This window comes from Gulosibacter chungangensis (assembly GCF_008831155.1).
GTDB classification, from domain to species: Bacteria; Actinomycetota; Actinomycetes; order Actinomycetales; family Microbacteriaceae; genus Gulosibacter; species Gulosibacter chungangensis.
Genome location: NZ_WBKB01000004.1, coordinates 181,601 through 207,583 on the forward strand (window position 1 = coordinate 181,601; position 25,983 = coordinate 207,583).

Consider the following 25,983-nt stretch of genomic DNA (forward strand, 5'->3'; position numbering starts at 1 on the left):
AAGATGACCGATCAGAAACCGTCCGTGCTGTTCGTGTGCGTACATAACGCGGGCCGCTCCCAGATGGCCGCAGGCTGGCTCCGCCACCTCGCCGGAGACCGCATCGAGGTGCGCTCGGCAGGGTCGATGCCCGCCGAGCAGATCAACCCGGTCGCCGTCGCAGCGATGCACGAAGTCGGGATCGACATCACCGCCGAGCAGCCAAAGATCCTCACGACCGACGCCGTGCAGGACTCGGATGTGGTGGTCACGATGGGCTGCGGGGATGCCTGCCCGTTCTTCCCCGGCACACGGTACGAGGACTGGAAGCTCGACGACCCCGCAGGTCAAGGCATCGACGCCGTGCGGCTGATCCGCGACGAGATCAAGGCCCGTGTCGAAGCGCTCATCACCGAACTGCTGGGCTCACCCGAACCCGGACGGCCGGAGGGCGGGAACCGTTGAACGGTTCCCGCCCTCCTCACCGGTGTCCTCGGGTCATGGCTCTCGGCTGGGGGCCGTGCCGAGCGTGACGAGTTGCGGGGCCCCGCAGCAGCCGCCCGCCGCAGGCTCGGGTACATCGAAGAGCCCGGAACCGCCACACACGCCCGTATCGGGCAGGGCGAGGTCCACGCGGGCGGCGGCCTCCTCATCACCCGCGATCGCAGCAGTGATGGAGCGCACCTGCTCGTAGCCGGTCATCGCGAGGAATGTGGGCGCACGGCCGTAGGACTTCGCCCCCAGGATGAAGAACCTCGGCTCCGGATGGGCGAGTTCCGCCGCCCCGGTCGCCCGCACCGAACCGCAGGAATGGAGGTTCGGATCAACCTCACTGGCGACCCGCACCGGGGCTTGCAGTCGGTGATCCAACTCGAGCCGGATCTCCGACAGGAACGACAGATCGGGCCTGAACCCCGTCAACACGAGCACTCGATCCGCCGGGTCGAGCATCCGCCCATCCTCGGCAGTGACGACCGCGCGACCATCGCCGGTGAGGGGGATGGCGTCGGTACGGAAGCCAGTGACGCTTCCGTGTGAGCGTAGGCATTCAGCGCGTGCCTGCTTTTCTCGGAATGAGTACGGCCTTTCGGTTGCAGCCATGCATCGCGGCAGCATCCGCCCGGGTGGCACGACGAAATCCAGCACGAACGATGACAACCCGGCGTCGCCCCGTTCGGTATGTCGATGTGCATCCACTTACTCATGCCGCGACCGAGTACTGATGATCTGCCCGTCGTTCGGGTGTACTCGGCCGCGGCAACAGGACCGTCGCGTAATCGCGCGCGGCCCGGGTTGATTCGATTCGTCTTCTGACTCAATGGGTCAGGGCGGATTCGCGTTTCGTCGGTTGGAGTGGTGCCAGCTTCTCTGGGTCCAGCTCATAACGACGGAGCAGTTGAGCGTTCAGAGCGACGATGATCGTGGAGAGCGACATCAGCACGGCGGCTGCGGCCGGTGGGAGCGTGAATCCGATCGGCGCGAGCACACCCGCGGCCAGCGGCACAGAGATCACGTTGTAGGCGGTTGCCCACACCAGGTTTTGCACCATCTTCCGGTAGGAGGCGTGTGAAAGCTCGATAGCACTCAACACGGCGCGCGGGTCGCTCGACACCAGGACGATGCCTGCCGACTCGATCGCGACGTCGGTACCCGCACCGATCGCGACACCCACATCCGCGCGGGCAAGAGCGGGTGCATCGTTCACGCCGTCGCCAACCATCGCAACCTTGTAACCGCGGTTCTGCAACTCGGCGACCTTGTCGGACTTGTCGCCGGGCAGAACGCCCGCGAAGACTTCATCGATGCCGAGGTCAGCTGCAACCGCATCCGCCACCTGCTGGGCGTCGCCGGTGATCATGCCCACGCGGATACCGCGTCGATGCAGTTCATCGATGGCAGCGCGAGACTCGGGACGAATCACATCTTGCAGGGCGAATGCACCTTCGATGCGACCGTCGATGACCGGGAAGAGGACGCTCGATCCAAGCGACTCCCATTCGGAGACCTTCGCCTGAATGCCCTCAGGGATAGACAAACGAAGTGAGTCGAGCAGGCGCGGTCCACCAACCCGCACTTCGACGCCGTCCACTGTTGCTGTGACGCCGACGCCCGGCTCGGAACGGAACGCCTCCACTGATGGCATGGCCGATCCGGCTGCGTGTTGCCGCGCCCATGCGCCGATGGCGCGGGCGACCGGGTGCTCGCTGGGGGATTCTGCGGCGGCAGCCAGCCGGAAGACGCGCTGCGGGTCGGCGCCCGGGACGACGGTTGCCGCCGTGACCGCGTGGCGACCCTCGGTGAGGGTTCCGGTCTTGTCGAACATGACGACGTCGACGCTGCGCATGCGCTCAAGCGCCAGACGGTCTTTGACGAGAACGCCAGCGCGAGCGGCGCGCTCGGTTGCGATGGAGATCACGAGCGGGATGGCAAGACCCAGGGCGTGCGGGCACGCGATGATCAGCACCGTCACGGCGCGTGTGATGGCATCGGCGGGGCTACCGACGATGAGCCACACGATCACCGTGATGATGGCCGCGGTGACGGCGAAGTAGAACAGCAAGGCTGCTGCACGGTCGGCGAGTGCCTGCGCGCGGGTGGACGATGCCTGCGCATCCGCGACCAGGCGACGAATGCCAGCCAGCGCGGTGTTCTCGCCGACGGCGGTCACACGAACCTGGATTGCGGAGTCGGTGGCGATGGTGCCCGCGGTGACCGCGTCTCCAGCGGTGCGGGTGACGGTCGTTGATTCACCGGTAACCATGGACTCATCCATGTCGGCGAACCCAGTTTCTACAGTGCCGTCGGCTGGCACGCGCCCTCCGGCTCGAACGAGGACGAGGTCACCCGTTGCGACATCGGTGCTCGGTACTTGCTCCACGGTTCCGTCTTCGCGGATCAGCTCGGCGGTATCGGGCAGCAACGCAGCAAGGGCATCCAGGGCGCTTGATGCCCCACCGAGCGCGCGCATTTCCAGCCAGTGCCCGAGGAGCATGATGACCACGAGCAGGGCGAGTTCCCACCAGAAGTCGAGGTCAAGCCCAGCGCCCAGCGACGTGGCCCAGGATGCGAGGAACGCGACGGTGATGGCCATCGCGATCAGCAGCATCATGCCTGGTTGCCGAAGCCGGATCTCTCGGAGCGCGCCCTTCAAGAACGGCATGCCGCCGTAGAAGAAGATGACCGTGCCAAGGACCGGGGCGATCCATGTCGTCCAGCCGGTTTCGGGTATGTGGTAGCCGAAGATCATCGCGACCATCGGACTGAAGATGACCACCGGAATCGACAGCACAAGCGTCACCCAGAACCGGTTGCGGAACATCGCGACGCTGTGTCCGGCATGCGCGCCCGGGTCGTGATCTGCGTGGGCGTCGTGGTTCGCTGCCCCGTGGGCATGGCCCGCATGAGCGTCGTGGGCGGCATGCTGATCCGCACGCGCGTCGGTAGAGGTTTCGGCGTGCGCGTGGTGATCAGGATGCGTCTGTGCCTGGTGATGGTTGTGGTGGGCGGATGCGTTGTCCCTAGTTGGCGTCTCAGGCGGGTGATCGCCGTGACCTCCCGAGTGGTCGTGGTGCTCATGGGCTGGATCTCGATGCATGGTGAAGTCCTGTCTATAGGCGGGTGCGTCGGGCTCGATGCCCCGCTGTTGTCGGGTGGGAGTCGCCGTGTCTCATCGGGCGGCTCCCGAAAATCACGTGAGTTGGAGCGTGGTGATGCATGTCGCGGCGTCGTTCGCGGTCGAGAACGGGGTTTCGCCGGTCTTCCCGTCGTACGTCACCTCGATCGTCCCGCTCAGGTTGCGGGGGAGCCAGAACCCAGCGAACCCGTTGTCGAACGTGGTCGTGGTTTCTTCGAGAATCACGTTGCCAGTCGCATCGTCGATGAACCGCACCTCGATTTGCTGCGCAGAGAGTTCTCCTCGGCAGGTCGTGAGGCTGTGGTAGAAGCACTCGTGTGTTTGCGAAACGAAGGGGGCAACCGAGACATAGGTCACGTCATCCGGCATGTCCAGGGAGACTTCGGTGACGTTGTCCGTCAGGACGAGGGCATCGGGCTGCACGGATGCAATTAAGTCGGCAGGCCGGTCGCTCACGTTCATCCGGTCGAGTGTGTCGACGATCTCCCTCGCCGACATGTCGGTCAGGTTGTGAGAGGCGAGCAGGTCGGCGCTGGGAGTGTCGGGCGCCGCAGCATCCGAGGCGGAGCACCCAGTCAGAGTAAGAGAGAGGATTGCCGCAGCTGCCGTGGCAAGGGTTGTGAGTCGCTTCATAGCGTCGTCTTTCAGTCGGGGCCCGGTGGCTTCCCTTAGTAGTCAAGGGTGCGCAACCGGTGCAGTGTGTTGGTGTTGCTGGGGTCGGCGCGCAAGTCGTTTCGCGCCGACCCGAGGGGGATGGGTGGTTAGAGGCTCAGCAAGATGTCGCGCATGGTCTCGATCTCACCGTTCTGGGTGTCGATGATCGACTGTGCCATCGAGACGGCATCCGGATTCACACCGGAGTCGACCTGAGCTTGCGCCATCTCCACGGCACCCTCGTGATGCACGATCATCTGCTCCAGGAACAGTCGGCTCGCGTCGGGTCCAGTTGCGGCTTCGAGTGCCTGCATGTCTTCCTCGGTCATCATGCCGTCCATGTGGCCGCCGTGGCCCATGCCCATACCATCGGTTGCGGCCTGGGGCATGCCCCAGGCTTCGAGCATGGTGTTGAGCGTGTCGATCTCAGGCTGTTGTGCGGCTTTGATTTCTTCGGCGAGGGTGACAACACGAGGGTCGATGTCATCCTTCGCGAGAATCAGGTCGGACATATCGACGGCCTGCACATGGTGAGGGACCATCATCTGCGCGAACATCACGTCAGCAGAGTTGAAGTCCTCCGACACTGATGATGGTGCTGTCGAAGTAGCAGGTGCGGGTTCCGCTGGGCCAGTCGTGCAACCGGCAAGGACCAGTCCGGCGGCGAGAATGCCCGGGACAATAAACAAGGTTCGGAGTTTCATGAGTTATTCCAATACGTCGAAGAATTTGGGATCGGCAAAGCGAGGCCATGCGCACATGGCGCGGCCCCGGTAGACCGATCAAGTTCGACTAATGGAGAGTTCTTGCGGCGACGGCGTCATCGGACGGGGCGCACCCCGGGCATGAACAGCCATCTTCAATTCGTGCGCACCGAACCAGTGATCGGTGGCCAATCGCCGGGAGAGAACGAAGAGGAAGAACACACCCGCGGTCAGGAACACGAGCATGCAGATGACCTGGACCATGTCATGTTCGCCGCAGCCCGCTCCACAGGCGACACCGGGATCCGAAAGTCCATCTGCGTGCGCGGCCGTTGGGTGCTCGCCATGCCCGGAGGTGACCGCCGTCGTGGGGCTTCCGGGCGCGGCTTCAGCGTGCATTACCGACGCCGTTGCAGGTGCGGCCTCGTGGCGCCCACCATGCCCGAAGGCGTGCATGAGTACGGCGCACAGGAGGAGAGCGCCGAGTGCGAATAGCGCAACGAGGAACCGGGGTGGGTGCGGGCTGACCGGACGCGAAGGGGCGGTATTCGCTATCGACATACCTCCACCTCCCGGGCCGGTAAGACTCAAATTGCCTCACCCATTCTATTTCAATACCACTCCGCATAATACCTCCCCGGGGTATTCAGCGGGAGTGTGGTTTCTGAGTGGCATGTGCCAAAGGACGGAGCGAGCAGCTGCCCGAGGTCGGCACTCGCGGCGTTGACCTGCGCACTGAACCAAGGTATGCCGTGGAGGTTCTTGTCGCCTGGACTTGATCGATCACGCCGGTCGTTGACACGGGCCAGACCTTCGTCTGTAGCCCCACGCGTCTGGCAGATCGAGGAACGTCGCCGTTCGTGACGCGTTCTTGATGCCGCAGATGTTGCATGTTCACCTCCTCCCTGACGGAGGAAAGGTGAGCGTCAATAACAGTGTCGATGAGGCTAATGTCGGCGGGTGATGGCTACAAGTACCTCCTGCGCACCGTCGCCGCCGGAGACGGTGACCGCGACCTTTCGACACCGCTCACGCGCTACTACAGCGCCGACGGTACGCCGCCCGGCAGGTGGATGGGGAGCGGCATCGCTGCGCTCGGAATCGGTCAGCTTGCACTGGGCGACGAGGTTTCCGAAGCTCAGCTCCAACTCCTCATCGGCATGGGTCGCGACCCCATCACTGGCGAACCGCTGGGCCGGGCGTACCCGAAGTACAAGCCCAAGTTGGAGCGGATCACCGAGCGGGTCGCCGCACTCCCGCCGGGCCTGAGCGCCGCAGCGCGCGGGCGCGAGGCGGCCACGATCGAAACTGAGGAGTCAGCGAGGGGGACGCGGCGAGCGGTCGCGGGGTACGACTACACGTTCTTGATCCCGAAGTCCGCCTCGGTGTTGTGGGCTGTCGCGGATGCCGGGACACAATCGCTCATCGCCAATGCCCACCATGCGGCGGTTGCAGAGGTGGTTGCGTACATGGAGCGGGAGGTTGCGGCCACACGCGCCGGTGCAACCCCCGGTGACGGTGCGGTTGCGCAGGTTGACGTGCGCGGGCTGATCGCGACTGCATACGATCACTACGACTCACGCGCGGGGGATCCTCACCTACACACGCACGTTGTGATCAGCAACAAGGTCCAGACCGTGATGGATAGCAAGTGGCGCAGCCTCGACAGCCGCCCGCTGCACGCCGCGACGGTTGCGCTCTCCGAGCTACACGAGGCCGTGTTTGCAGATCACCTCACACGCGTCTTGGGGGTCGAGTGGGAGGCTCGGGAACGAGGGCGCGACCGGAACCCGGCATGGAGCATTGTGTCTGTTCCAAAGCCTCTGGTCGATGCGTTCTCATCTCGTTCGAGACATATTGATGAGGAGAAGGATCGGCTCATCGCGGCGTACGTCGAGAAGCATGGCAGGCAGCCATCCAGTGCAACGATCATCAAGCTGCGCGCTCAGGCGACACTCGTCACGCGCCCGGAGAAGGAGATCCATTCGCTCGCTGAACTCACCGACAGGTGGCGGCAACGAGCTGGAGTGATCCTGGGGGAAGACGTGACGGCGTGGGCGCGAAGAGTCGCTGCTAACGATGCGCCGCTGCTGTTGCGTGCCGACGATATCCCCCTCGACATCATCGCGAACTTGGGATCGAGCGTTGTCGCCGCCGTGGGGGAGAAGCGCTCCACCTGGCGACGTTGGAACCTCACTGCCGAAGCGGCGCGGCAAACGATGGGGTATCGCTTTGCGAGCACGCGCGACCGTGAGGCCGTGGTTGGGATGGTTGTGGATGCGGCCGAGGCGGCATCATTCCGGCTGACGCCACCTGAGTTGGCCTCCAGTCCCGCTGTCTTTCGACGTGCTGATGAGTCGTCGGTATTCCGGCCGAAGAACTCCACGGTCTTCTCCTCCGAAGGGCTACTCGATGCAGAGGATCGTTTGCTGCAGCTTTCCCGTACAACGACGGGCCCCACGATTCCGCTGGCGATCATCGAGCGCATTGCGCAGAAGCCCGACCGTGAGCGCCGGATGCTCGGAGCTGATCAAGCATCCGCGCTGTCAGCGATCGCGGTGTCAGGTCGCGTCGTTGACGTGCTCGTGGGCCCCGCTGGCGCTGGGAAGACCACTGCGATGAACGCACTCCGGCGTGCCTGGGAAAAGGAGCACGGGCCCGGATCCGTTGTCGGACTCGCGCCCTCAGCCGGAGCAGCTCAGGTGCTCGGCGAGGAGCTAGGGATATCAACGGAAAACACTGCGAAGTGGTGGCAGACACACCTCCAAACCGGCGCAACGTTCAACGCGAACCAGCTCGTGATCCTCGATGAAGCATCCCTCGCCGGAACGCTGTCGCTCGATCGCGTCACTGGGCTCGCCGCGGATGCCGGAGCGAAAGTCCTGCTCGTCGGCGATTACGCGCAACTCCAGGCCGTGGACGCAGGTGGAGCCTTCGGGCTGCTCGCTCACGATCGTGACGACGTGGCCGAACTTGTCGACGTGCACCGGTTTACACATGAGTGGGAGAAGCGCGCCTCCCTCGACCTGCGCCAGGGCCAAGTCGAGGTGCTCGATACCTACGCGGAGCACGACCGCATCCTTGAGGGCGACACCGAGGCCATGGTTGAGGCTGCATACGACGCATGGCGGACCGACCAACGTGCCGGGCGCACTACCGTGCTCGTATCGGACTCGAACGAATCGGTTACCATGCTCAACAGTCGCGCGCGGACGGACCTGATCCTCGCTGGAGTGGTGCGTGGACCGCGCGAGGCCGACCTGCACGACGGCACACAAGCGGCGAGCGGCGACGTCGTCATCACGCGGAAGAATGATCGTCGGCTCCGTACGGGCGGTGGCTGGGTGCGTAACGGTGACCGGTGGCGCGTTCTCGATGCCCGTACCGACGGCTCGATGCTTGTGCGACGCGAGGGGCGCCGTAGGGGAACCAGACTGTTGCTGCCTGCTGGCTATGTTTCCGAGCACGTCGACCTCGGATACGCCGTTACATCGTTCCGAGCACAAGGCCTCACCACCGACACCGCGCACGTTCTGGTCGATGCCTCGCTGACACGTGAGAGCCTCTACGTTGCGATGACCCGCGGTCGCGAGGCGAACATCGCCTATGTCGCCGTTGACAAGCCCGACGGCTTCCACTCGGGTCCGCATCCCGGCGACAGCGATGAAGCCACCGCGCACAGTGTGTTGAGCGGTGTGCTCCAGCATGTGGGTGCCGAGCTATCCGCACACGAGACCCTCGCCGCCGAGCAAGAGACCTGGGGCACTATCGCCCAGCTCGCAGCCGAGTACGAGACGATCGCCGCGGCCGCGCAAAGGGACCGGTGGGCGTTGCTCGTGCGTGCGTCCGGGCTCAGCGCCGAGCAAGCAGACAAAGCCATCGATTCGGATGCGTTCGGGCCGCTGACTGCCGAACTGAGGCGCGCCGAAGCCAACCACCACGATGTCGACGTACTACTACCGCGTCTCGTGCGCGCGCGAGGATTCGACGATGCCGATGACGTTGCTGCGGTGTTGCGACACCGGGTTGCCGCAGCAACTGCTCGACCAGACGGATCTGGGCGCGCGATGAGACCCACGCGACTCATCGCAGGTCTCGTTCCGGAAGCGAGCGGGGTGAAAGACGATGAAATGCAGCGTGCGCTCGTGGAGCGCGCGGGGCTCATCGAGGCGCGTGCTGATGCGGTACTCGACGCCGCCGTCTCTGTATTGGCGCCTTGGGTTGCGGCTCTTGGCGCTGAGCCCGCCGACGCGAAAAGCGCCTCCGCTTGGCGTCACGCTGCGCGCGCGGTTGCCGCTTACCGCGATCGATATCAGGTCACTGGTGCCGCGGTACTTGGATCCTCGCCCAATTCCACAGCTCAGAAGATCGACCACGCTCGCGCTGAAGCCGTTCTCCGAGTCATCAGAAATGCTAGCGTTCTTCGCGCTCAACAGCGTCGACGGGAAAGGACGAGGGAGACACGGGGCCTCTATTTGTGAGACTGGACGAATTGGAAGAGTCCACGTTCCTATAAGCGGATCTGTGAACAAACTAATGGATAACCTGTGTGATTCCGAGGTAGGTCGGTGGAAAACTACACTGATGTAACTACTACCACTTGTGGTGCTATCCAATGTCGGTGCCCATATGTAGTATTGGATCGCCAAACGGCAGCCGAAGCACGACAACCCCGATCGCCGGGGGAGCCGGGTCGGGGTTGAGGGCACCAAACTTTCGCAGGGGATGGTGGATTCAACTCTAATACCACTGCGGAGGGGCGAGTCAAGAGGACTCGCTCGCAGGGTTCTAGGTCTTCGGTGCGAAGTTTCTGAGGAGGAACTGCACCTATGTCCAGATGCACAGCGCCCGTACTAGGGCATATTCGAGGCGGCGGCGCCGACTGTCCTGTCCACGGCGGTTCGTCACGGTACGGCTACTACGAGCGGCCACAGTACACACCGACACCCGCATACACTCCACCGCTCCGTCGAATTGCGAGCTACGCCAGTCGGTCCGGCGGGGGAGGGAGCGGGGGTTCGAGTCGAGCACGTCGAACAGCTGTCACGTACTCAACTTCCGAGTATCAGACCCTGAATCCTGTGCGCGAGCAAGTCGTTCAGATGGCCAAGACTCACTCGGAGGCGCGGGACTTGTTCCTGTGCCATGCGTGGGACGACCGCCGGGGCGCAGCACTTGAGCTGAACAACCTGCTGGTTGAACTCGATGTGACCGTTTGGTTCAGCGAGATGGACGTTCCGCTTGGCACTTCGCTAATCCGCAAGATTGATAAGGGACTTGCGGGCTCGCGAGCTGGAATTGTGCTCGTGACTCCCTCGCTCTTCAAAAGCCTCAACAGTGACGGCATCGCTTCGCAGGAGTTGTCTGCTCTACTGGCGACGGATCGTGTCATTCCCATCGTCCACGGCACGACGTTCGATGAGTTGCGTAGGTTCAGTCCACTGCTTGCAGCACGTTCGGGACTCGACACAGCCAGCTATTCCTCGTTGTCAGAAGTTGCCACGAAGCTTGCGGACACCGTGCTGATCGACGACCTCGTAAGCGTGAGCGTCGACGAGTAGCGCTCTAACACCGGAGGAACGCGCCTGGATGAGGTGCGTTCCTCCGATCTTTGTGACCACTTCTTGAACCTGTAATCAACGAGGACCTTTTCATGGCTAATAGCACCTTAGAACTGCGTGAGCTCATGATCGAGCTTCTCGATGCCTGGGATGCGCAGGGGCACCCGACAGAAATGTCTCAGCCTCGTGCTCGCGCAGGTAGGGCGATTACGACGCAGGACGTGGCTCGCATGGAGTGTGTGGTGGGCCTCACGCGCCATGTTCACGAGACGGCACGAGCTGTCCAACTGCTTCTGGACAGTGGCCATCACAATGCTGCGCTTCCGCTGGCCCGTGTTGTGTACGAGTGCGCGCTTACCGCGGCGTGGCTCGTACAGAGCAAAGACGATGAAGGTATCCGTGCTTTCCTCCACGAGTACGCTAGACAACGAACCGGCCTTCAATCCTCTCTGAAGCGGGCGGTCGCGACGACCTTCCGCGAGGGGGAGGTAACGGGGACGAACATGGAGGACTTCCTCGGCTCCGCAGACAACGCTCGACGATTCGATCTCATCTGCGAGGATTTGGAGCCAGGTGGAACCGACGCGTACATCTACTATCGAATCCTCAGTTCATACAGCCATGCAGGCGTACCCGTTGTCGACCTATACTTCTCGCCGCCACCGTTGGGAGAACGTGTGCCGCCTCCGAGGCTGAAACCAGCCCTCGCACTTGATGAGGGCTTGCTGCGATTTCTGACTGCTGCATCCATGGTGTGGAGCGGGCGTGCAGTAACGTACATCAGCAAGGACCATGGTTACCGGAGCACGCTCCGTCGCATTGCAAGGGCATTGGAAATTAACCCGGAGATCCAACTCAGTGATGCGTATCGGAAACGGCATGCTCAGGGCAAGACAAGAGCCAAGTAGCAAAGCCGTTGCCAGCTTGGGCCAGACCCAGGTGACGTCGCGGCAGGCGGCAAGATCGTGAACCGGCGGATGGATTGTGTGGAACGATCGATTGCGTCGAGGACATTGAGGAACTGATCGCTCGGCCCGCGCGGCCCAGAGTTAAAGCTCTTCGGGCTTCCGAAGCACTCCCTTGGCGATTGGCTTTGGTGGACGCCAGTTCACTCCGCTGCCTCGCCAGTAACGCTCAAAATTAGCTTCGATGTCGGATTTTAGTTCATCGAGGTGAGCGTAAATTGCTTGCTCAGTCTTGCTCAGACCTGGGCCCTTCATTTGCTCCTTGAAGGCGTCGATCTTTTGGTCTATTAGACGCAGGCTGATGCCAGCTGCGCTCCTGAACCCCTTTTGGTGCTGTTCATCGCCATGATTGCTCAACGTCTGACGCGCGGACTCCTGTACGGCGTCCTTCAGGAACTGACCCGTCTGCCGGATACGGTCATCCATTACGGTCCTACCTCTCTCGTGCGTAGCGTTCGAGCAGTTCCATAGTAATCTGACGGCTTCTGTGGTTCGGCTGGCCCTTAGGTGCGACGACTCGGGGCTAGCACACGCACCACGCCCCTGAGCATCGCCCGATAGGGAAGGTCTTCCACGTGACAGGTTCCCGCTGATCTCCTACACGACGAGTAGAATTATCGTGTGCCACGGTCTCGCAACTCCACGCGAAGCGACCATATTTCACGAGTGGCACGCAGGGGGCACGGCCTCGCTGCAACCCACGAAGATCCGCATGATTACGCGGCCCACGACGAGAACTGGGACTTCTAAGATTTCTTTCTAGAGGCTCCAGGTAAATACCTGTTCACGCCCCTGATCCGCGAGTTTTCGCAGATCAGGGGCGTTTTCATGTCTCCCAGTCGAAAGACAGAGGAGAACAGAAATGAACAGGAATACCCACCCGAAGTGGCACGACGGTCCGCCAGCGTCCGTTCGAGTCCATGGGAGAGCATCATGAGCAACAGCAAACGCGAGAATTGGGGGAGCCTGCGCAAGCTCCCATCGGGCCGCTGGCAAGCTCGATACCCAGGACTCGACGGAACGACCTACACGGCCAGAACCGATCAAGACCGGCCGCTCACCTTCCTCACCAAAACGGATGCACGAACCTGGCTTGCAGGGGTGCAATCGAAGATGGCACGGGGCCTTTGGGAGCCACCGGAGGAGATCGCAGCGCGGCTGCAAGCCGAGCTGGAGATCGAACAGGCGCAGTCGTTGGGCTTCGAGGAGTATTCCAAGCGTTGGCTTGAAATGATCCGTACCGAACCCAATCGCAGCGGTAAGAAGCGGGCGGTTGGTACGGTGCGCTCGTACAAGGGAAAGGTCACCGGATATCTCGTTCCAGAGTTCAGGAGCACGCCGGTGCGCGAGATCGACGCCGCCCGCATCAAGGTGATGACGGACCGGCTTGATCAGATCCCCGCGCCGCCTGTTGTGCAACCACACCAGCGCCGATTGAGTTGGTTTCGTCGCTCGGTCGCTAATTCCCTGAGGGAGTGGTGACTTCCGGTCCAGCTCGTTTGGCCATTGATGGGGTGGTGCTCAAGGTATTGAGCACCACCCCATTCGTTTCAAATCAATCGAGAAGTGAAGAAATAAGCGTGGTGATACGTTGCTTGATGTCGTCACGAATGGGGCGCACTGAGTCAATGCCCTGCCCCGCGGGGTCATCAAGCTCCCAATCCTCGTAACGCTTGCCTGGGAAGAATGGGCAGGCATCACCGCAACCCATCGTGATCACTACGTCAGAGTCCTGCACAGCCTCAGTGGTAAGCACTTTGGGTTGCTCGGCGGTGATGTCGATGCCTTCTTCGCGCATGGCGGCGACGGCTGTGGGATTGATCTGGTCGGCGGGCATCGACCCGGCGGAGCGTACCTCGATGCGATCGCCAGCGATGTGGCGTAGGTATCCCGCGGCCATTTGCGAACGCCCGGCGTTGTGCACACAGACGAATAGCACGGAGGGCTTGGTTTGAGTGGTCATTGAAGTTTTTCCTTATGTGGTGAGCGTGTCAAGCAATGTGTGTACGCGGGTGGCGAGGTCGTCGCGGATCGCTTTGGCACCGTCATCAGAGGCGAGGGCAGGGTCTCCTACTGCCCAATCCTCGTAGCGCACACCGGGAATGATGGGGCAGACATCACCGCAGCCCATGGTGATGACGACGTCTGCGGCACGCACCGCGTCATCGGTGAGTGGCTTTGGAAATGCTGTTGTCGCATCTTTGTCACCCTCAATTTCTGTGAGGAGCGAACGTACACTCGGGTGCACATCGACAGCTGGGTTCGATCCGGCCGAGCGAGCGATAACGGTGCCACCCGACAACTGATTCATGAGGGCTGCCGCGAGCTGGGAACGCCCGGCATTCGCAACACATACGAACAGCACCTGCGGAACAGAAGTCTCACGGTCACGCATCAGGTCAGCAAGACGTTGTCTCGCGAAGCGTTCAGTGAGGGGAATCATGTGTTGGGTAAGTTTCGCAGACCTGACGAGACCCGCATACGATTCCCGTACGATCGCGGTTACCAGGTCGCGATTCAACTCGGAAAGTTCGTCGGCCAGTTCATCCGCGAGCCGCGTAACGCGAGCATCCATAGTGCGCAGCGCGACAGTGCGATCCTGTTCGCTCTCAATATCCTCAAGGAGGGTCGCCGGTGCAAAGGAATCTAGCAGCGCGGTGACAGCATTTTTGCGAGATGCGACGACTCGATACCAGACCCAGGTGCCACGACGCTCTGAGGCGAGCAACCCAGCGTCCTTCATGACTTTCAGATGGTGAGACACCGTGGGCTGCGACACGTCAGTAAGCTCAGCAAGATCGCACACGCACGCTTCACCGCGGGGGTCTGTGGCGATGGCAGAGAGCATTCGCAGGCGGAGTGGCTCAGCGAGCGCCTTGAGTGTGGTTGCGACAGAGGAAGCGGCTGCAGACCCCATCGCGTGCTCCACTGTAGGTGTGCATATTTCTGGGTTGCGGAGCGCGGTGTCCGGGATCATGACTTGCTCGTTTCAGTCGCGTATGGGTCAGTCTTAAACCAAACTCTCGCCAGCCACAGGGAGACGTACACCAGGCCGACGAGCACCGGCACTTCAATGAGGGGGCCGACCACACCCGCGAGCGCCTGGCCAGAGGCAGCACCGAACGTGCCGATTGCGACTGCGATCGCGAGCTCAAAGTTATTGCCTGCTGCGGTGAACGCAAGGGACGTGGATCGGGCATAGCCGAGACCGATCGCATTACCAGCGATCATGCCGACAAACCACATAATGGCGAAGTACGCGAGCAGTGGCACCGCGATACGAGCAACATCAAGCGGATTATTTGTGATTGCTTCGCCCTGGAACGCGAAAAGCAGCACGATGGTGAAGAGCAGACCGTAGAGCGCCCACGGGCCGATCCTCGGGAGGAACTTCGCTTCGTACCATTCGCGGCCGCGACGCTTCTCGCCGACCCACCGCGACATAAACCCTGCAAGCAGTGGAACGCCCAGGAAAACCAGCACATTGAGCGCGATCTGCCACACCGAAACGTCGAGGCCCTGAGTGTCGAGGCCGAGCCAGCCGGGGAGTACCGTGAGGTAGAACCAGCCGAGCACGGAGAACATGACGACCTGGAACACTGAGTTCACCGCGATCAGTACCGCGGTTGCGTCGCCGTCACCGCATGCCAGGTCGTTCCAAATCACGACCATCGCGATACAGCGAGCAAGCCCAACGATGATGACACCGGTGCGATACTCGGGGAGATCTGCGAGGAAGATCCATGCAAGGGTGAACATAAGCGCAGGGCCAACGAGCCAGTTGAGCACGAGCGATGAAATGAGCAGCTTTTTGTCTCCGGTGACTGCTGCGACTTTGTCGTAGCGGACCTTCGCGAGCACGGGGTACATCATGACGAGTAGCCCGAGTGCGATGGGCACGGAGATGCCACCAACCTCAAGTCGTGTCAGGAGTTCGGAGATGCCGGGGATGAAACGGCCGAGCAGGAGGCCTACGATCATGGCTAGCCCGATCCAGACCGCGAGCCACTTGTCGAGAGCCGACATGCGCTTGGGTGTCACCCGCGACGGAGTTGCCAAGGTATTCGTCATGAGAGCAGTTCCTTAATCTTTGCCGCGATAACTGGTCTTGGGTGTGCCCCGATAAGCACATCGACTCGCTCTCCAGCCTGGTAAAAACCGAGGGTTGGAATCGAAGTGACACCCGCCGCAGATACGGTGGCCGGATTCGCATCCGCATCAACTTTGACAATCTTCACTCGGCCCGAAAACTCGGCTGCTAAGTCTTCAAGCACTGGTGCGATCGCCTTGCACGGGCCGCACCAGGTCGCCCAGATGTCGACGACAACAGGGAGACCTGACTGGAGCACTTCGTGTTCAAAGGTGTCATCGGTGACGTTGACGATACTCATATGACACTCTCCAGAACGAGATCCGAGCGTTGTTCAGATGAGATGAGACTTGATAAAAATTGCTGTGCATCCTGCGCTGCGGCGCATCCCGTACCTGCAGCGGTGATCGCCTGCCGGTAAGTGTGATCGACCAAGTCGCCCGCCGCGAACACGCCTGGGAGGCTCGTTCGGGTGGATGGATGCTCAACTTTCACGTAGCCGTCGCTATCGGTTGCCACCTGCTCTGCGACAAGCGCGGATCGTGGGTCATGACCGATGGCAATGAACACCCCCGTCACATCTAACACTCGTTCCGAGCCGTCAACCGTGTTCTTGAGCCGGAGTCCATCGGCCTGCTCCTCGCCAAGGATTTCAGCCACTTCGGAGTTCCAGGCAACTTCAATCTTGGAGTCAGCGAGCACTCGATCGACCATGACCTTTGAGGCGCGGAACTCATCACGACGGTGGACGATGGTGACCTTTGACGCGAATCGCGTCAAAAATAGCGCCTCTTCCATCGCGGAATCACCGCCTCCAACTACGGCGATCTGCTTCTCGCGGAAGAAGAACCCATCACACGTGGCACACCACGAGACACCATGGCCAGAAAGACGATCTTCCTCGGGCAAGCCGAGCTTGCGGTACTCGGACCCCATCGCCAGCACTACAGCACGAGCGGCATAGGCCTCACCGTTACCGGTCTTGATCGTTTTGACGGCACCTTGAAGGTCGATGCTTACAGCATCGTCGTTGATGATTCGCGCACCGAATCGCTCGGCCTGAGCGCGCATCGCATCCATCAGGTCTGGGCCCTGAATCCCGTCGATAAAGCCGGGAAAGTTTTCGACCTCGGTTGTTGTCATCAGCGCGCCGCCCGCAGTTACGGATCCTGCGAGGACTACCGGAGCAAGGCCCGCACGTGCTGCGTAAACCGCGGCCGTGTATCCAGCAGGTCCGGAGCCGACAATAACTAGCTCTACTTCTTGAATTGACATGCATCTATATTTACAAACTTCGATGCATGCTGCAGCCTCGTGTGACGAAATTCACTGACTCGTTAGGTGGTGTTCAACTATAAGGTTGCGGGTGCGCTATGGTCCCGCTGCGGCTAGTGAGCGCGCAACGCTTCACTAGGGGAGCGCTGGGACGCGGAAACTCCACGCCTCCGACGATCCGTGGAATCACGCGCGTGATGGCGATTGTCGGGATCTTCTCTGAGGTTCCAGCCAAAGCGTCAGCTCATAGGTCACCACTTGCTGACTGTTCATCTAGGACTGTATAGTTCAGCACATGCTGACTATTGCTTCTCGTGTGGACGTGATGAACCGGTTGGGTCGCGCCATGGCTGACCCGACGCGGTCGAGGATTCTGTTGACATTACTTTCCGGACCAGGGTACCCAGCGGAGTTGGCGCGGGAATTGGAGCTGACACGCACGAATGTATCGAACCACCTGACCTGTCTGCGCGGGTGCGGGATCGTGGCCGCTGAGCCCGAGGGTCGCAAGACTCGTTACGAGATCGCCGACCCTCACCTGACGGCGGCATTGACGGCGCTGGTGGATGTGACCCTTGCAGTCGACGAGCAGGTCCCGTGCCTCGATCCGGCTTGCGCTGTTCCTGGCTGCTGCATCACAGTGGACACCGCTGAGACAACCCAGTGAGCGCGTCGTGTTGCGAGCCGCCCAGCACAACAGGGGCCGAGACGGGGGAGATGGAGCGCCCATGGTGGGGTGATCTAGCGATCCTGATTCCACTGGCTTCTGGACTTTTCTTCATCGTGGGCCTGGTCACCGAGTGGACGACGGGGAATAATCCGACCGCTGAAATGGTGGCGTTGGTGCTGTTCTGGATTGGGCTACTGCTCGGGGCATACACGTTCGTGCCCGGGGCGCTGCGGGGTCTATTCACCAAGGGCAAGCTCGGCATCGCGCTACTAATGACGATCAGTGCCGTTGGGGCGGTGATCCTCGGGTATGTCGAGGAGGCCGCGGCGCTGGCGTTCCTGTACTCCATCGCCGAAGCGCTCGAAGACAAAGCGATGGATCGGGCCCGGTCCGGCCTTCGCTCTCTGCTCAAGCTGGTACCCGAGACGGCGACCATCCTTCGCGCTGGCATACCTGTCGAGATCCCTGCACGAGAGATCCGGGGCGGTGATGTGTTGCGGGTGCGGCCCGGTGAACGCATCGCAACCGACGGCACGGTCGCTCGGGGTGCGAGCAGGCTGGACACCTCGGCGGTCACTGGGGAATCTATCCCCGTGGAAGTTACCGCTGGCGATCAGGTCGCGGCGGGGTCGATCAACACCTCCGGGTCACTGGAAATCACCGCCACCGCTGATGGCACAGACAACTCGCTGACTACTCTCGTCGGGCTCGTGGAGCAGGCGCAGCAGGACCGAGGTCAGCGCGCCCGCCTCGCGGACCGCATCGCACGCCCACTTGTACCGGGCGTGATTATCCTCGCTGTGCTCGTCGGGACGATCGGGTCGTTGTTCGGTGATCCGGAGACGTGGATCATTCGCGCTCTGGTTGTGCTTGTCGCGGCCTCCCCGTGTGCACTCGCGATCGCGGTGCCGGTCACAGTCGTTTCCGCGATTGGTGCCGCGAGTCGCTTTGGAGTGATATTCAAGAGCGGTGCGGCGTTCGAACGCTTTGGCACCTTGCGTCGTATCGCTGTCGATAAGACCGGCACCCTCACCCGCAACCAGCCTGCAGTCACCGCGGTCGAGGCAGCCGACGGTGTTTCCCGCGAAGAAATGCTCGCCTGGGCAGCGGCCATCGAGCAGCACAGCACCCATCCACTTGCAGCCGCTATCACCGCCGCGGCCCCGGGTACACCCGCCGCATCCGGGGTGAGCGAAACACCCGGCCACGGCGTCACCGGCCATGTCGACAGCCACAAGATCACCGTCGGGAGCCCCCGCTGGATCACCCCGGCCGGTGACCTCGCGAGCAGGGTCGCGGCAATGGAATCAGACGGTCAGACCTGCGTCATGGTCACCCGCGACGGGCACACTGTCGGTGCGATTGGTGTCCGCGACGAGCTCCGGCCCGAGGCCGCCGAAACCGTTGCCTCACTCCGTGACCTGGGGGTCGAGGTAATGATGCTCACTGGCGATAACTCCCGCACCGCGAACGCTCTCGCGAAGATCGCTGGGATCGCTGACGTGCGCGCGGAACTACGCCCCGAAGATAAAGCCCGTGAAATCACCGACACAGTGAAGCAACAGCCGACAGGCATGATTGGTGACGGTATCAATGACGCCCCCGCGCTGGCCTCGGCCACCGTCGGCATCGCAATGGGCGCAACCGGGTCGGATGCAGCCATAGAGTCCGCCGACATTGCCTTCACCGGTCATGATCTTCGCCTCATCCCACAGGCGCTGCTCCATGCGCGCCGCGGGCGAAACATCATCAACCAGAACATCGTTCTGTCTTTGGCGATCATCGTCGTGCTGTTGCCATTGGCAATCACCGGTGTACTCGGTCTTGCCGCTGTCGTCCTGGTTCACGAGGTCGCCGAAGTTTTTGTCATTGCCAACGGGTTACGCGCTGCCCGCACCCGACGACCGCGCCCATACCCGATCGCGTCAGAGCAGAACCGCGGTGCAAATACCACACCCAAAATGAAGAACGAAGGAGTGGACGCATGAAGGTTCAGGTATTACATATCGAGGAATGCCCCAGCTGGGAGGAGGCCGGGGCACGGGCCAGACAAGCACTCGACGGTGCAGGCCTGGCGGATGTGGCTGTTGAGTTCGTCCTTATCCGCACGCCAACCGAAGCAGCGATTACTGCGTTCGCTGGCTCGCCAACTATCGTCGTCGACGGTGAAGACCTGTTCCCATCCGACGGACAGACCACTTCGCTCGCCTGCAGGGTCTATTTCACTGAACACGGCCTTGCCGGAACGCCCACCCGAACACAAATCGAGCGAGCACTCCAGAATCACCTGTAACTGACATAGAGGAGAATGAGAGCCGGGGCCGAGTGGATGGAGCGATTCCAGGTGCGGCTCTACTTGGTGGCCCTCCTTATTGGACTTCTCGTCGGGCTCCTGCTCCCTGTGGTTGCGTATCCGGCCGAGGCCGCGATCAACCCCGTGCTTGGACTCCTGCTGTATGCGACGTTCCTCGGGGTGCCGTTCCGACAGATCGGGCAGGTGTTCCGAGACTGGCGATTTCTCACCACCGTGCTTGTCGTGAACTTCATCTTCGCGCCAGTGGTGGTGTGGAGCCTGTCGCGTATCGTCGCACACGACCAGGTGCTGCTAGTCGGGGTGTTGTTCGTGTTGCTGACGCCGTGCGTGGACTATGTGATTGTATTCACCGGGATCGCGGGCGGCGCAAAAGATCGTCTCCTCGCCGCAGCTCCGCTGCTCATGCTCGCCCAGATGCTGCTACTCCCGCTCTATCTCTGGGTCTTCGTCGGAGCTGAGTTCGTCGCTGCCGTCGATCTCGCCCCTTTTCTCGAAGCGTTCCTGCTGCTCATCGTCCTGCCCCTGGCCGCGGCTGTGCTCACACAGCTCGCGGCTGCGCTCACCCGTTGGGGCAGGGCGCTGGAAACAGTGGTGCTGGGGCGATGGTGCCGCTGATGATGCTCACGCTCGCGATCGTCGTCGCCTCCCAGATCGGCGGCGTGAGTGCCCAACTCGACTCGCTGTTGCTCGCGATCCCCGTCTACGTCCTCTTCGCCGCGATCATGGTGCCGATCGGCGCAGTCGCTGGAAAAGTTGCGAGACTCGACATTCCTGGTCAGCGAGCGGTCGTATTCAGTGGCGCGACGCGCAACTCGCTCGTCGTGCTCCCGCTCGTGCTCGCGCTGCCCGCAGCGTTCGCACTCACCCCGCTTGTCGTAGTCACCCAGACACTGGTCGAACTGATCGTTATGGTGATCTTCGTCCGCCTCATCCCACGCTTCCTGACGCTCCGAGTTGGACGGCAAGAAGCTCTGTAGAAATAGGGTGGCGGTAGGAGTTCCACGAACGTCAACCCACAACCGCCCGAGAAGATGGTGAGGGTTATATCTCCTGCCAGTCATCCTGGTGGTGGTAACGAAGAGTTCCAGTTCCCCGGGATGCAGTTGGTGCTGGCATACGAACGAACGGTCCTTGATACGCCAAAGTCCTTGGCCACACCGAGCACGGGCAGGAGCTTCTGCTCGGTGCCGGTTAGTCCAAGTGCCTTCGCCGTGGCTCCGAGCTGGTCGGACTCCTGGCGGTAGATGATCCGCGTTTCGGCGTACGCGAGCAGGCTATTGGCCAGAGCTCGCATTGCGGATCCTTGATCTCCGACGTTCTCCAGATCGGTCAGCTTATGGAAAATGAGCATGTTCGCGATTCCGTAGTGCCTCGCCAGCCGCCAGTGAGCATCCATGCGTCGCAGCAACGCCGGATGAGACATGAGACGCCATGCTTCGTCATAGATACACCAGCGCTGGCCGCCGTTCGGGTCGAGCAGCGCGGACTCCATCCAGGCCGACGAGCACGTCATGAGCACCGACATCAGCGTCGAGTTCTCCGTCACCCGTGACAGATCAAGCGAGATCATCGGCAGCGTCGGATCGAATGTGACGGTCGACGGGCCATCGAAAAGCCCGGCGAGATCACCCGAGACTAACCGCCGCAGTGCGTGTCCAACGAGACGTCCGTCTTCGGCGAGTCGTCATCGAGATCCGCTTCCGAGGTAGGAGCAAGGATGTGGTCGACGACCATCGGAAGGATCGGTACATCGTTGCTGCGTACGACCTCAGTCAGCGCTGTATCGATCGACGTGTGTTCCAGCGGAGGGAGAGGTCGCGTCAGAACTGTCTCCGCCAGTGCACCGATCAGATCGCGGCGTCGCGCGGAGACGGTGGCTGACCAGCTCTCCCACCCATCCCTGTGGGCCGATAGCCCTCGTCGAGAGGATTCAGCCGGGTAGAGCGTCCGTGACCGAGCACGATTGCTTTGCCGCCGACGGCTTCGGCTACCGCAGTGTGCTCACCCTTCGGATCGCCAGGAACGTAGACACGACGGCCGAAAGGGAGCGATCGTGTATAGAGGCTTTTGGCCAGACTGGATTTTCCGGAACCGACGATGCCCGCGAGCACGAGGTTTGGCGCGGTGATGAGGCCGCGTGCGTAGAGCCCCCATGGGTCGTAGACGAAGGACCCACCGGAGTACAGGTCCTGACCAACGAAAACACCGTCGGGCCCGAGACCGCCTTCGGCTAGGAATGGGTACGCGCCAGCGAGGGGTGCTGAGGTGTCTTGATGTCGCGGCAGGCGAAGCTTTCCGTGCGAACGCAGCTGGGCAGGACCCGGCTCTCCAGCTGCCGGGAGGTACGTGGTCGCCCGGCGTTCCACCAACTCAGTCGCATACTTTGCGCGGGCGGCTTGACGCTCCGACGGCTGCTGCTCACATCACGCTGTTTGCTGGCCCTGCGGCCGCGGTTAGAGTTGAAGAGTGCCACGGTCTCGCGACGGCACGCGAAGCGATCGGGTGTTTGCGGGGGGTCGTCCCGAAGACGAGGCCGCCAAGGTAGCAGAGCTCCCGCGTGAGGGACACAAGGTTGCGATGCTCGGGGACGGAGTCAACGACGCACCCGCGCTCGCGCAGGCTGACGTTGGCATCGCGATCGGCGCGGGAACCGATGTCGCTATCGGATGTGGCGTGAACCTTGCGAGCTCTGACCCGCGCTCAGGGCTCTCGGTGGTTGAGCTGTCCCGCGCCGCATACCGGAAGATGAGACAGAACCTCTGGTGGGCGGCAGGCTACAACCCCATCGCGGTGCCGCTTCCTGCTGGCGTACTGGCGCCGACGGGCTTCGTGCTGCCGATGAGCGTCGGCGCCATGCTGATGTCCGCATCTACGGTGATCGTCGCGCTCAACGTGAAGTTGCTGCGGCGGCTCGACCTGTCGCCGGAGCGGAGCGCCGCTGTGAGGCGCGGTAGGAGGGTGCATCCCTCTTTTTTGGGCACCGAGTTGCCCTAGAGCCCCTTGCCGCTGGGCGACACAAGAATCTTCACCGCGGTCTCGTTGTGGTTAATGAGGGTGTCGAAGCCCTTGTCGATGAGGTCGTCGAGCCCGATCTTGCCCGTGATGAACGGTTTGAGATTGATTTTGCCCTCCTCGACGAGCTTGATTGTCTGCGGGTGCGTGTTGACGTACGCGATGGTGCCTCGCACGTCGATCTCTTTGAGCACGAGCTTCTGCATATCGAGCTCGCCCTTGTGACCCCAGATCGAGACAACGGTGAGAACGCCTCGTGGTCGGAGGGCGTCCATGAGCGTGTCGAGCACGACCTGCACGCTCGTGCACTCGAATGCGATATCGGCACCGCGGCCGTCCGTGAGTTTGCGGACCTCCTCGACGACGTCGACCTCGCGCGGGTCGAAGGCATGGTCGGCGACGCCCGAGTCGATCGCCTTTCGACGACGGATCTCGCTGAGTTCTGAGATGACGACCGTGACGCCGATTCCCTTCAGCACCGCCGACGTGAGCAGGCCGATCGGACCGGCGCCCCCGACGATCGCGACGTCGCCAGCTTTAGCCCTGGACCGCTCGACCGCGTGGGCGCCAACGCTCAGCGGCTCGATGAGTGCCGCCTCGTCGAGCGGCACAGATTTGTCGACGGGGTGCACCCAACGGCGCTGCACGACGATCTTCTCGCTGAGTCCGCCGCCGCGGCCACCGAGCCCGATAAAGTTCATGTTCGGTGAGAGGTGATAGTCGTTGCTGTCGGGGCCGGTGTCGACGTCTTCGTCGATGATGTAAGGCTCCACGACGACGTGGTCACCGACGGCGACGTCTTCCACGCCCTCGCCGACCTCGTAGACCACGCCCGACATCTCGTGGCCGAGGGTCACCGGTGCCGATTCGCCCGAGATGGGGTGCGGTTGCCCGTGTGGCGGAATGAAGATCGGGCCGTCGACGTACTCGTGTAGGTCGGAACCACAAATGCCGCACCATGCGACGTCAATGCCGACGGTGCCGGGCTCGACGGTGGGCGTTTCAATGTCCTCAATGCGAATGTCGCGGTTGTCGTAGTAGCGAGCAGCTCTCATCTTGATCTCCTTAGTCCTATGGCGAAAGGGTGGGTCGGTCGCGCCGTCGCGCGGGTGGCGCATCCGGCTCATCGGGGCCCACCCTTGAAAGCTAGAACGGAAGGTTGTGAAAGGCGTGAGCGGGCGGTAACCGTTCGGTAGATGTTCCCGATCAGTATTCGGGACGGGGGTAATGGGTCAGCGGCGGTGGAAGATGGAGAGAACGCAGCACCCAAGCCGTCGAGCGCGGCATCGGCTTCGCTCCGACGCCAAGTCTGGAAAGCGCGAAGGAGAACGATATGCGTTATCTACTGTCATGGCACGTCCACCAGTCGGAGCTGCAGGCCCGACCCCCGGAATGGCGCGAGCGGGTCGCCGCTGGCGCCAGCCATCGCGATCGCCGCGGCGTGGGAGTCGTAGAACGGTTCAAGTGTGATGACTTCGTCGCCGGGGCCGCTGAGCGCGAGGATCGCGGCGGCGCCGAGGCGACCGACCCGATCTAGCTCGGCAATCGTGGCGCTGAGGGTCGCCGAATCCGGCGGATACGAAAACCAAGGTTCACCGCCCGGCATGAGGTGGGCGGTCGGTTCGCCGTCGGTCACGACGAGCAGCACGGGCTGCATGCTCGGATGCGCACGGAAGAATCGATTCGCGAGCGCCAGCGCGTGGTGCAGGTTCGTGCCTTGCTCGTGCACCGGCGGCATCGACGTGAGCGCCTCGATTGACTGCTGCCGAGCGAGCCGACCGAACGAAATGAGCTGCAACTCATCGCTGCGGAACCGGGTTGCGACGAGTTGATGCAGGGCGAGCGCCGTCCGCTTCATCGGCAGCCAACGCCCCTCCACCGCCATCGAAAACGACGTGTCGACGAGCAGGGTGACGGCCGCTCGAGTCCGCGCCTCGGTTTCGCGCACCTCGACGTCACCGACGTCGATTCGGATGCGCGGCCCCGGTCTGCCACGACCGGCAGCATCCCGCCCGGCCGCGCCGCGCGTGATCGCGTTCGTAATCGTGCGACCGACATCCCACGGTTCGGAGTCGCCGAACTGCCACGGCCAGACCCCGACCACGGGCCGCGCGCCCGGCCTGCATCTTGCCGACGCCGGTCGCGAGCAGGCCGAGCGTGTCGCCGAGCGCCTGGCGGAGCTGACTCTCGACGCCCTCTACTCGTCGCCGCTGGAACGCGCGCCGGAGACCACCGCGCCCACGGCATCCAGAAGCGGGCTGCGGGTGCACACCGAGCCGGGCCTGGTTGAGACGAACGTCGGCGAGTGGACCGGCCGACTCCTGAGCGAGCTGTCGCGCCTGCCCGAATGGCAGACCGTGCAGCGCGAGCCGTCGGCGTTCCGGTTTCCGGGAGGCAAGGGTTTCGTCGAGCAGCGCGATCGGATGCGCGAGACGATAGAGCGCATCCGATCGAAGCACGGGGCGGCACGGTCGTATGTTTCTCGCACGCCGACCCGATTCGCGTGTTCTTGTCGGACGCGCTCGGGATGCCCCTGGACGCCCTGCAGCGCGTCAGCGTGAGCCCGTGCTCGGTGTCGGCCGTCGCGTATCGCGGCGATGCCGACCCGGTCGTGCTGACCGTGAATTCGTCGCATGCCTCGCTCGCGGAGCTCGTTGCGGCGTGAGCGAGGATGCTCCCGCGCCGCTGCTCGAGTCGGGCGACAGCGACGGGTGGGAGCACTACTTCACGCTGTTTGCGGACGAACCGGCGCTGCACGACGAGTTTCGGCGCATCGCGGTGTTCGACTTCGTCACGAACAACACCGACCGCAAGTCTGGCCACGTGCTGCGCGGCAGCGACGGCCGCATCTGGGCGATCGATCACGGGCTGTGCTTCTCGGCTGCGTTCAAGCTGCGCACCGTGATTTGGGATTTTGCGGGCGAGCCGATCTCGGATGCGCTGCTCGACGACGTCGGCAACCTCATCGACGAGGTGCCGGCCGAGGTCGCCGAACTGCTCACCGAACGCGAGGTGCGGGCGCTCCAGGGTCGCGCGCGGTACCTGTTCGCGGCGCGCGAGTTCCCGATTGACGAGACCGGCCGCCGCTTCCCGTGGCCGCTCGTATAGTGACTCGCGCTCGCCGG

20 protein-coding genes and 6 pseudogenes are annotated in these 25,983 nt (G+C 62.5%); 13 read left to right on the top strand and 13 right to left on the bottom strand.

Annotation, left to right across the window (positions count from 1 at the left end):
* Positions 1-3: 3 nt before the first annotated feature.
* Positions 4-444 carry an arsenate reductase ArsC gene (locus F8O05_RS08040; RefSeq protein ID WP_158052225.1) on the top strand — a complete coding sequence of 147 codons (441 nt, stop codon included), beginning with the start codon at positions 4-6 and terminating at the stop codon, positions 442-444.
* A 33-nt stretch (positions 445-477) separates the two neighbouring features.
* Here the strand turns inward: F8O05_RS08040 and F8O05_RS08045 are convergent.
* The 4 genes and pseudogenes from F8O05_RS08045 to F8O05_RS08060 form a co-directional block, all read right to left on the bottom strand.
* Positions 478-1,005: pseudogene (locus F8O05_RS08045) on the bottom strand (flavoprotein); the annotation flags it as partial.
* A 289-nt stretch (positions 1,006-1,294) separates the two neighbouring features.
* Positions 1,295-3,574 carry a heavy metal translocating P-type ATPase gene (locus F8O05_RS08050; RefSeq protein WP_158052226.1) on the bottom strand — a complete coding sequence of 760 codons (2,280 nt, stop codon included), beginning with the start codon at positions 3,572-3,574 and terminating at the stop codon, positions 1,295-1,297.
* 93 nt (positions 3,575-3,667) lie between these two features.
* Complete coding sequence (locus F8O05_RS08055; RefSeq protein WP_158052227.1) at positions 3,668-4,246, bottom strand: CueP family metal-binding protein; 579 nt, start codon at positions 4,244-4,246, stop codon at positions 3,668-3,670.
* 128 nt (positions 4,247-4,374) lie between these two features.
* A complete protein-coding gene (locus tag F8O05_RS08060; protein ID WP_158052228.1) occupies positions 4,375-4,971 on the bottom strand; it encodes a DUF305 domain-containing protein in 597 nt (198 codons plus the stop codon).
* Positions 4,972-5,133: 162 nt separating this feature from the next.
* Between F8O05_RS08060 and F8O05_RS08065 the strand changes: the two genes are divergently transcribed.
* The 4 genes from F8O05_RS08065 (at position 5,134) to F8O05_RS08080 (ending at position 11,440) form a co-directional block, all read left to right on the top strand.
* Entirely contained in the window at positions 5,134-5,466 is a 333-nt protein-coding gene (locus F8O05_RS08065) for a hypothetical protein (RefSeq protein ID WP_158052229.1), read from the top strand.
* Between the two features lie 446 nt (positions 5,467-5,912).
* A complete protein-coding gene (gene mobF / locus F8O05_RS08070; protein WP_158052334.1) occupies positions 5,913-9,452 on the top strand; it encodes a MobF family relaxase in 3,540 nt (1,179 codons plus the stop codon).
* A gap of 621 nt (positions 9,453-10,073) precedes the next feature.
* Positions 10,074-10,532, top strand: coding sequence for a toll/interleukin-1 receptor domain-containing protein (locus F8O05_RS15005; RefSeq protein WP_225735799.1), 459 nt, complete (start codon positions 10,074-10,076; stop codon positions 10,530-10,532).
* A 92-nt stretch (positions 10,533-10,624) separates the two neighbouring features.
* Positions 10,625-11,440 carry a DUF5677 domain-containing protein gene (locus tag F8O05_RS08080; protein ID WP_158052231.1) on the top strand — a complete coding sequence of 272 codons (816 nt, stop codon included), beginning with the start codon at positions 10,625-10,627 and terminating at the stop codon, positions 11,438-11,440.
* Between the two features lie 141 nt (positions 11,441-11,581).
* Here F8O05_RS08080 and F8O05_RS08085 read toward each other — a convergent pair whose 3' ends face one another.
* A complete protein-coding gene (locus F8O05_RS08085; RefSeq protein ID WP_158052232.1) occupies positions 11,582-11,923 on the bottom strand; it encodes a hypothetical protein in 342 nt (113 codons plus the stop codon).
* A gap of 507 nt (positions 11,924-12,430) precedes the next feature.
* On the opposite strand from F8O05_RS08085, the gene F8O05_RS08090 reads away from it, so the two are divergent.
* Positions 12,431-12,979: a hypothetical protein gene (locus F8O05_RS08090; RefSeq protein WP_192497092.1), complete on the top strand. Its 549-nt coding sequence runs from the start codon at positions 12,431-12,433 to the stop codon at positions 12,977-12,979.
* A 73-nt stretch (positions 12,980-13,052) separates the two neighbouring features.
* Here the strand turns inward: F8O05_RS08090 and F8O05_RS08095 are convergent, their stop codons facing one another.
* From F8O05_RS08095 to trxB, 5 genes are read right to left on the bottom strand one after another with little or no spacing between them, the layout of a single operon-like run.
* Positions 13,053-13,460: an arsenate reductase ArsC gene (locus F8O05_RS08095; protein WP_158052233.1), complete on the bottom strand. Its 408-nt coding sequence runs from the start codon at positions 13,458-13,460 to the stop codon at positions 13,053-13,055.
* A gap of 12 nt (positions 13,461-13,472) precedes the next feature.
* Positions 13,473-14,474, bottom strand: a complete 1,002-nt coding sequence (locus F8O05_RS08100; protein ID WP_158052234.1) for a metalloregulator ArsR/SmtB family transcription factor — start codon at positions 14,472-14,474, stop codon at positions 13,473-13,475.
* Complete coding sequence (arsB, locus tag F8O05_RS08105; RefSeq protein WP_158052235.1) at positions 14,471-15,568, bottom strand: ACR3 family arsenite efflux transporter; 1,098 nt, start codon at positions 15,566-15,568, stop codon at positions 14,471-14,473. Before arsB ends, F8O05_RS08100 begins: the two co-directional genes overlap by 4 nt.
* Positions 15,565-15,888: a thioredoxin gene (gene trxA, locus F8O05_RS08110; RefSeq protein WP_158052236.1), complete on the bottom strand. Its 324-nt coding sequence runs from the start codon at positions 15,886-15,888 to the stop codon at positions 15,565-15,567. The genes arsB and trxA overlap by 4 nt, the downstream gene beginning before the upstream one ends.
* Complete coding sequence (gene trxB / locus F8O05_RS08115; protein WP_158052237.1) at positions 15,885-16,862, bottom strand: thioredoxin-disulfide reductase; 978 nt, start codon at positions 16,860-16,862, stop codon at positions 15,885-15,887. The genes trxA and trxB overlap by 4 nt, the downstream gene beginning before the upstream one ends.
* Before the next feature lie 295 nt (positions 16,863-17,157).
* On the opposite strand from trxB, the gene cmtR reads away from it, so the two are divergent.
* From cmtR to F8O05_RS08135, 4 genes and pseudogenes are all read left to right on the top strand, one after another.
* Complete coding sequence (gene cmtR / locus F8O05_RS08120; protein ID WP_158052238.1) at positions 17,158-17,529, top strand: Cd(II)/Pb(II)-sensing metalloregulatory transcriptional regulator CmtR; 372 nt, start codon at positions 17,158-17,160, stop codon at positions 17,527-17,529.
* 50 nt (positions 17,530-17,579) lie between these two features.
* Positions 17,580-19,520, top strand: a complete 1,941-nt coding sequence (locus F8O05_RS08125; protein ID WP_158052239.1) for a heavy metal translocating P-type ATPase — start codon at positions 17,580-17,582, stop codon at positions 19,518-19,520.
* Complete coding sequence (locus F8O05_RS08130) at positions 19,517-19,825, top strand: hypothetical protein (RefSeq protein WP_158052240.1); 309 nt, start codon at positions 19,517-19,519, stop codon at positions 19,823-19,825. Before F8O05_RS08125 ends, F8O05_RS08130 begins: the two co-directional genes overlap by 4 nt.
* Positions 19,826-19,840: 15 nt before the next feature.
* Positions 19,841-20,823, top strand: a pseudogene (locus F8O05_RS08135) (arsenic resistance protein).
* Between the two features lie 75 nt (positions 20,824-20,898).
* Here F8O05_RS08135 and F8O05_RS08140 read toward each other — a convergent pair.
* Positions 20,899-22,245: pseudogene (locus tag F8O05_RS08140) on the bottom strand (ATP-binding protein); the annotation flags it as partial.
* 97 nt (positions 22,246-22,342) lie between these two features.
* Between F8O05_RS08140 and F8O05_RS08145 the strand changes: the two are divergent.
* Positions 22,343-22,840, top strand: a pseudogene (locus F8O05_RS08145) (HAD-IC family P-type ATPase); the annotation flags it as partial.
* Here F8O05_RS08145 and F8O05_RS08150 read toward each other — a convergent pair.
* On the bottom strand, positions 22,837-23,913 hold the full coding sequence (locus tag F8O05_RS08150) for a 2,3-butanediol dehydrogenase (RefSeq protein WP_158052241.1): 1,077 nt from the start codon (positions 23,911-23,913) through the stop codon (positions 22,837-22,839). The pseudogene F8O05_RS08145 and the gene F8O05_RS08150 sit on opposite strands and share 4 nt — an antisense overlap.
* 455 nt (positions 23,914-24,368) lie before the next feature.
* Positions 24,369-24,944, bottom strand: a pseudogene (locus F8O05_RS08155) (hypothetical protein); the annotation flags it as partial.
* Here F8O05_RS08155 and F8O05_RS08160 point away from each other — a divergent pair.
* Positions 24,832-25,523 (top strand): annotated as a pseudogene (locus F8O05_RS08160) (histidine phosphatase family protein). The pseudogenes F8O05_RS08155 and F8O05_RS08160 overlap by 113 nt on opposite strands.
* A complete protein-coding gene (locus F8O05_RS08165; RefSeq protein ID WP_158052242.1) occupies positions 25,520-25,966 on the top strand; it encodes a protein kinase family protein in 447 nt (148 codons plus the stop codon). Before F8O05_RS08160 ends, F8O05_RS08165 begins: the two are co-directional and overlap by 4 nt.
* The last annotated feature ends 17 nt before the right edge of the window (positions 25,967-25,983 follow it).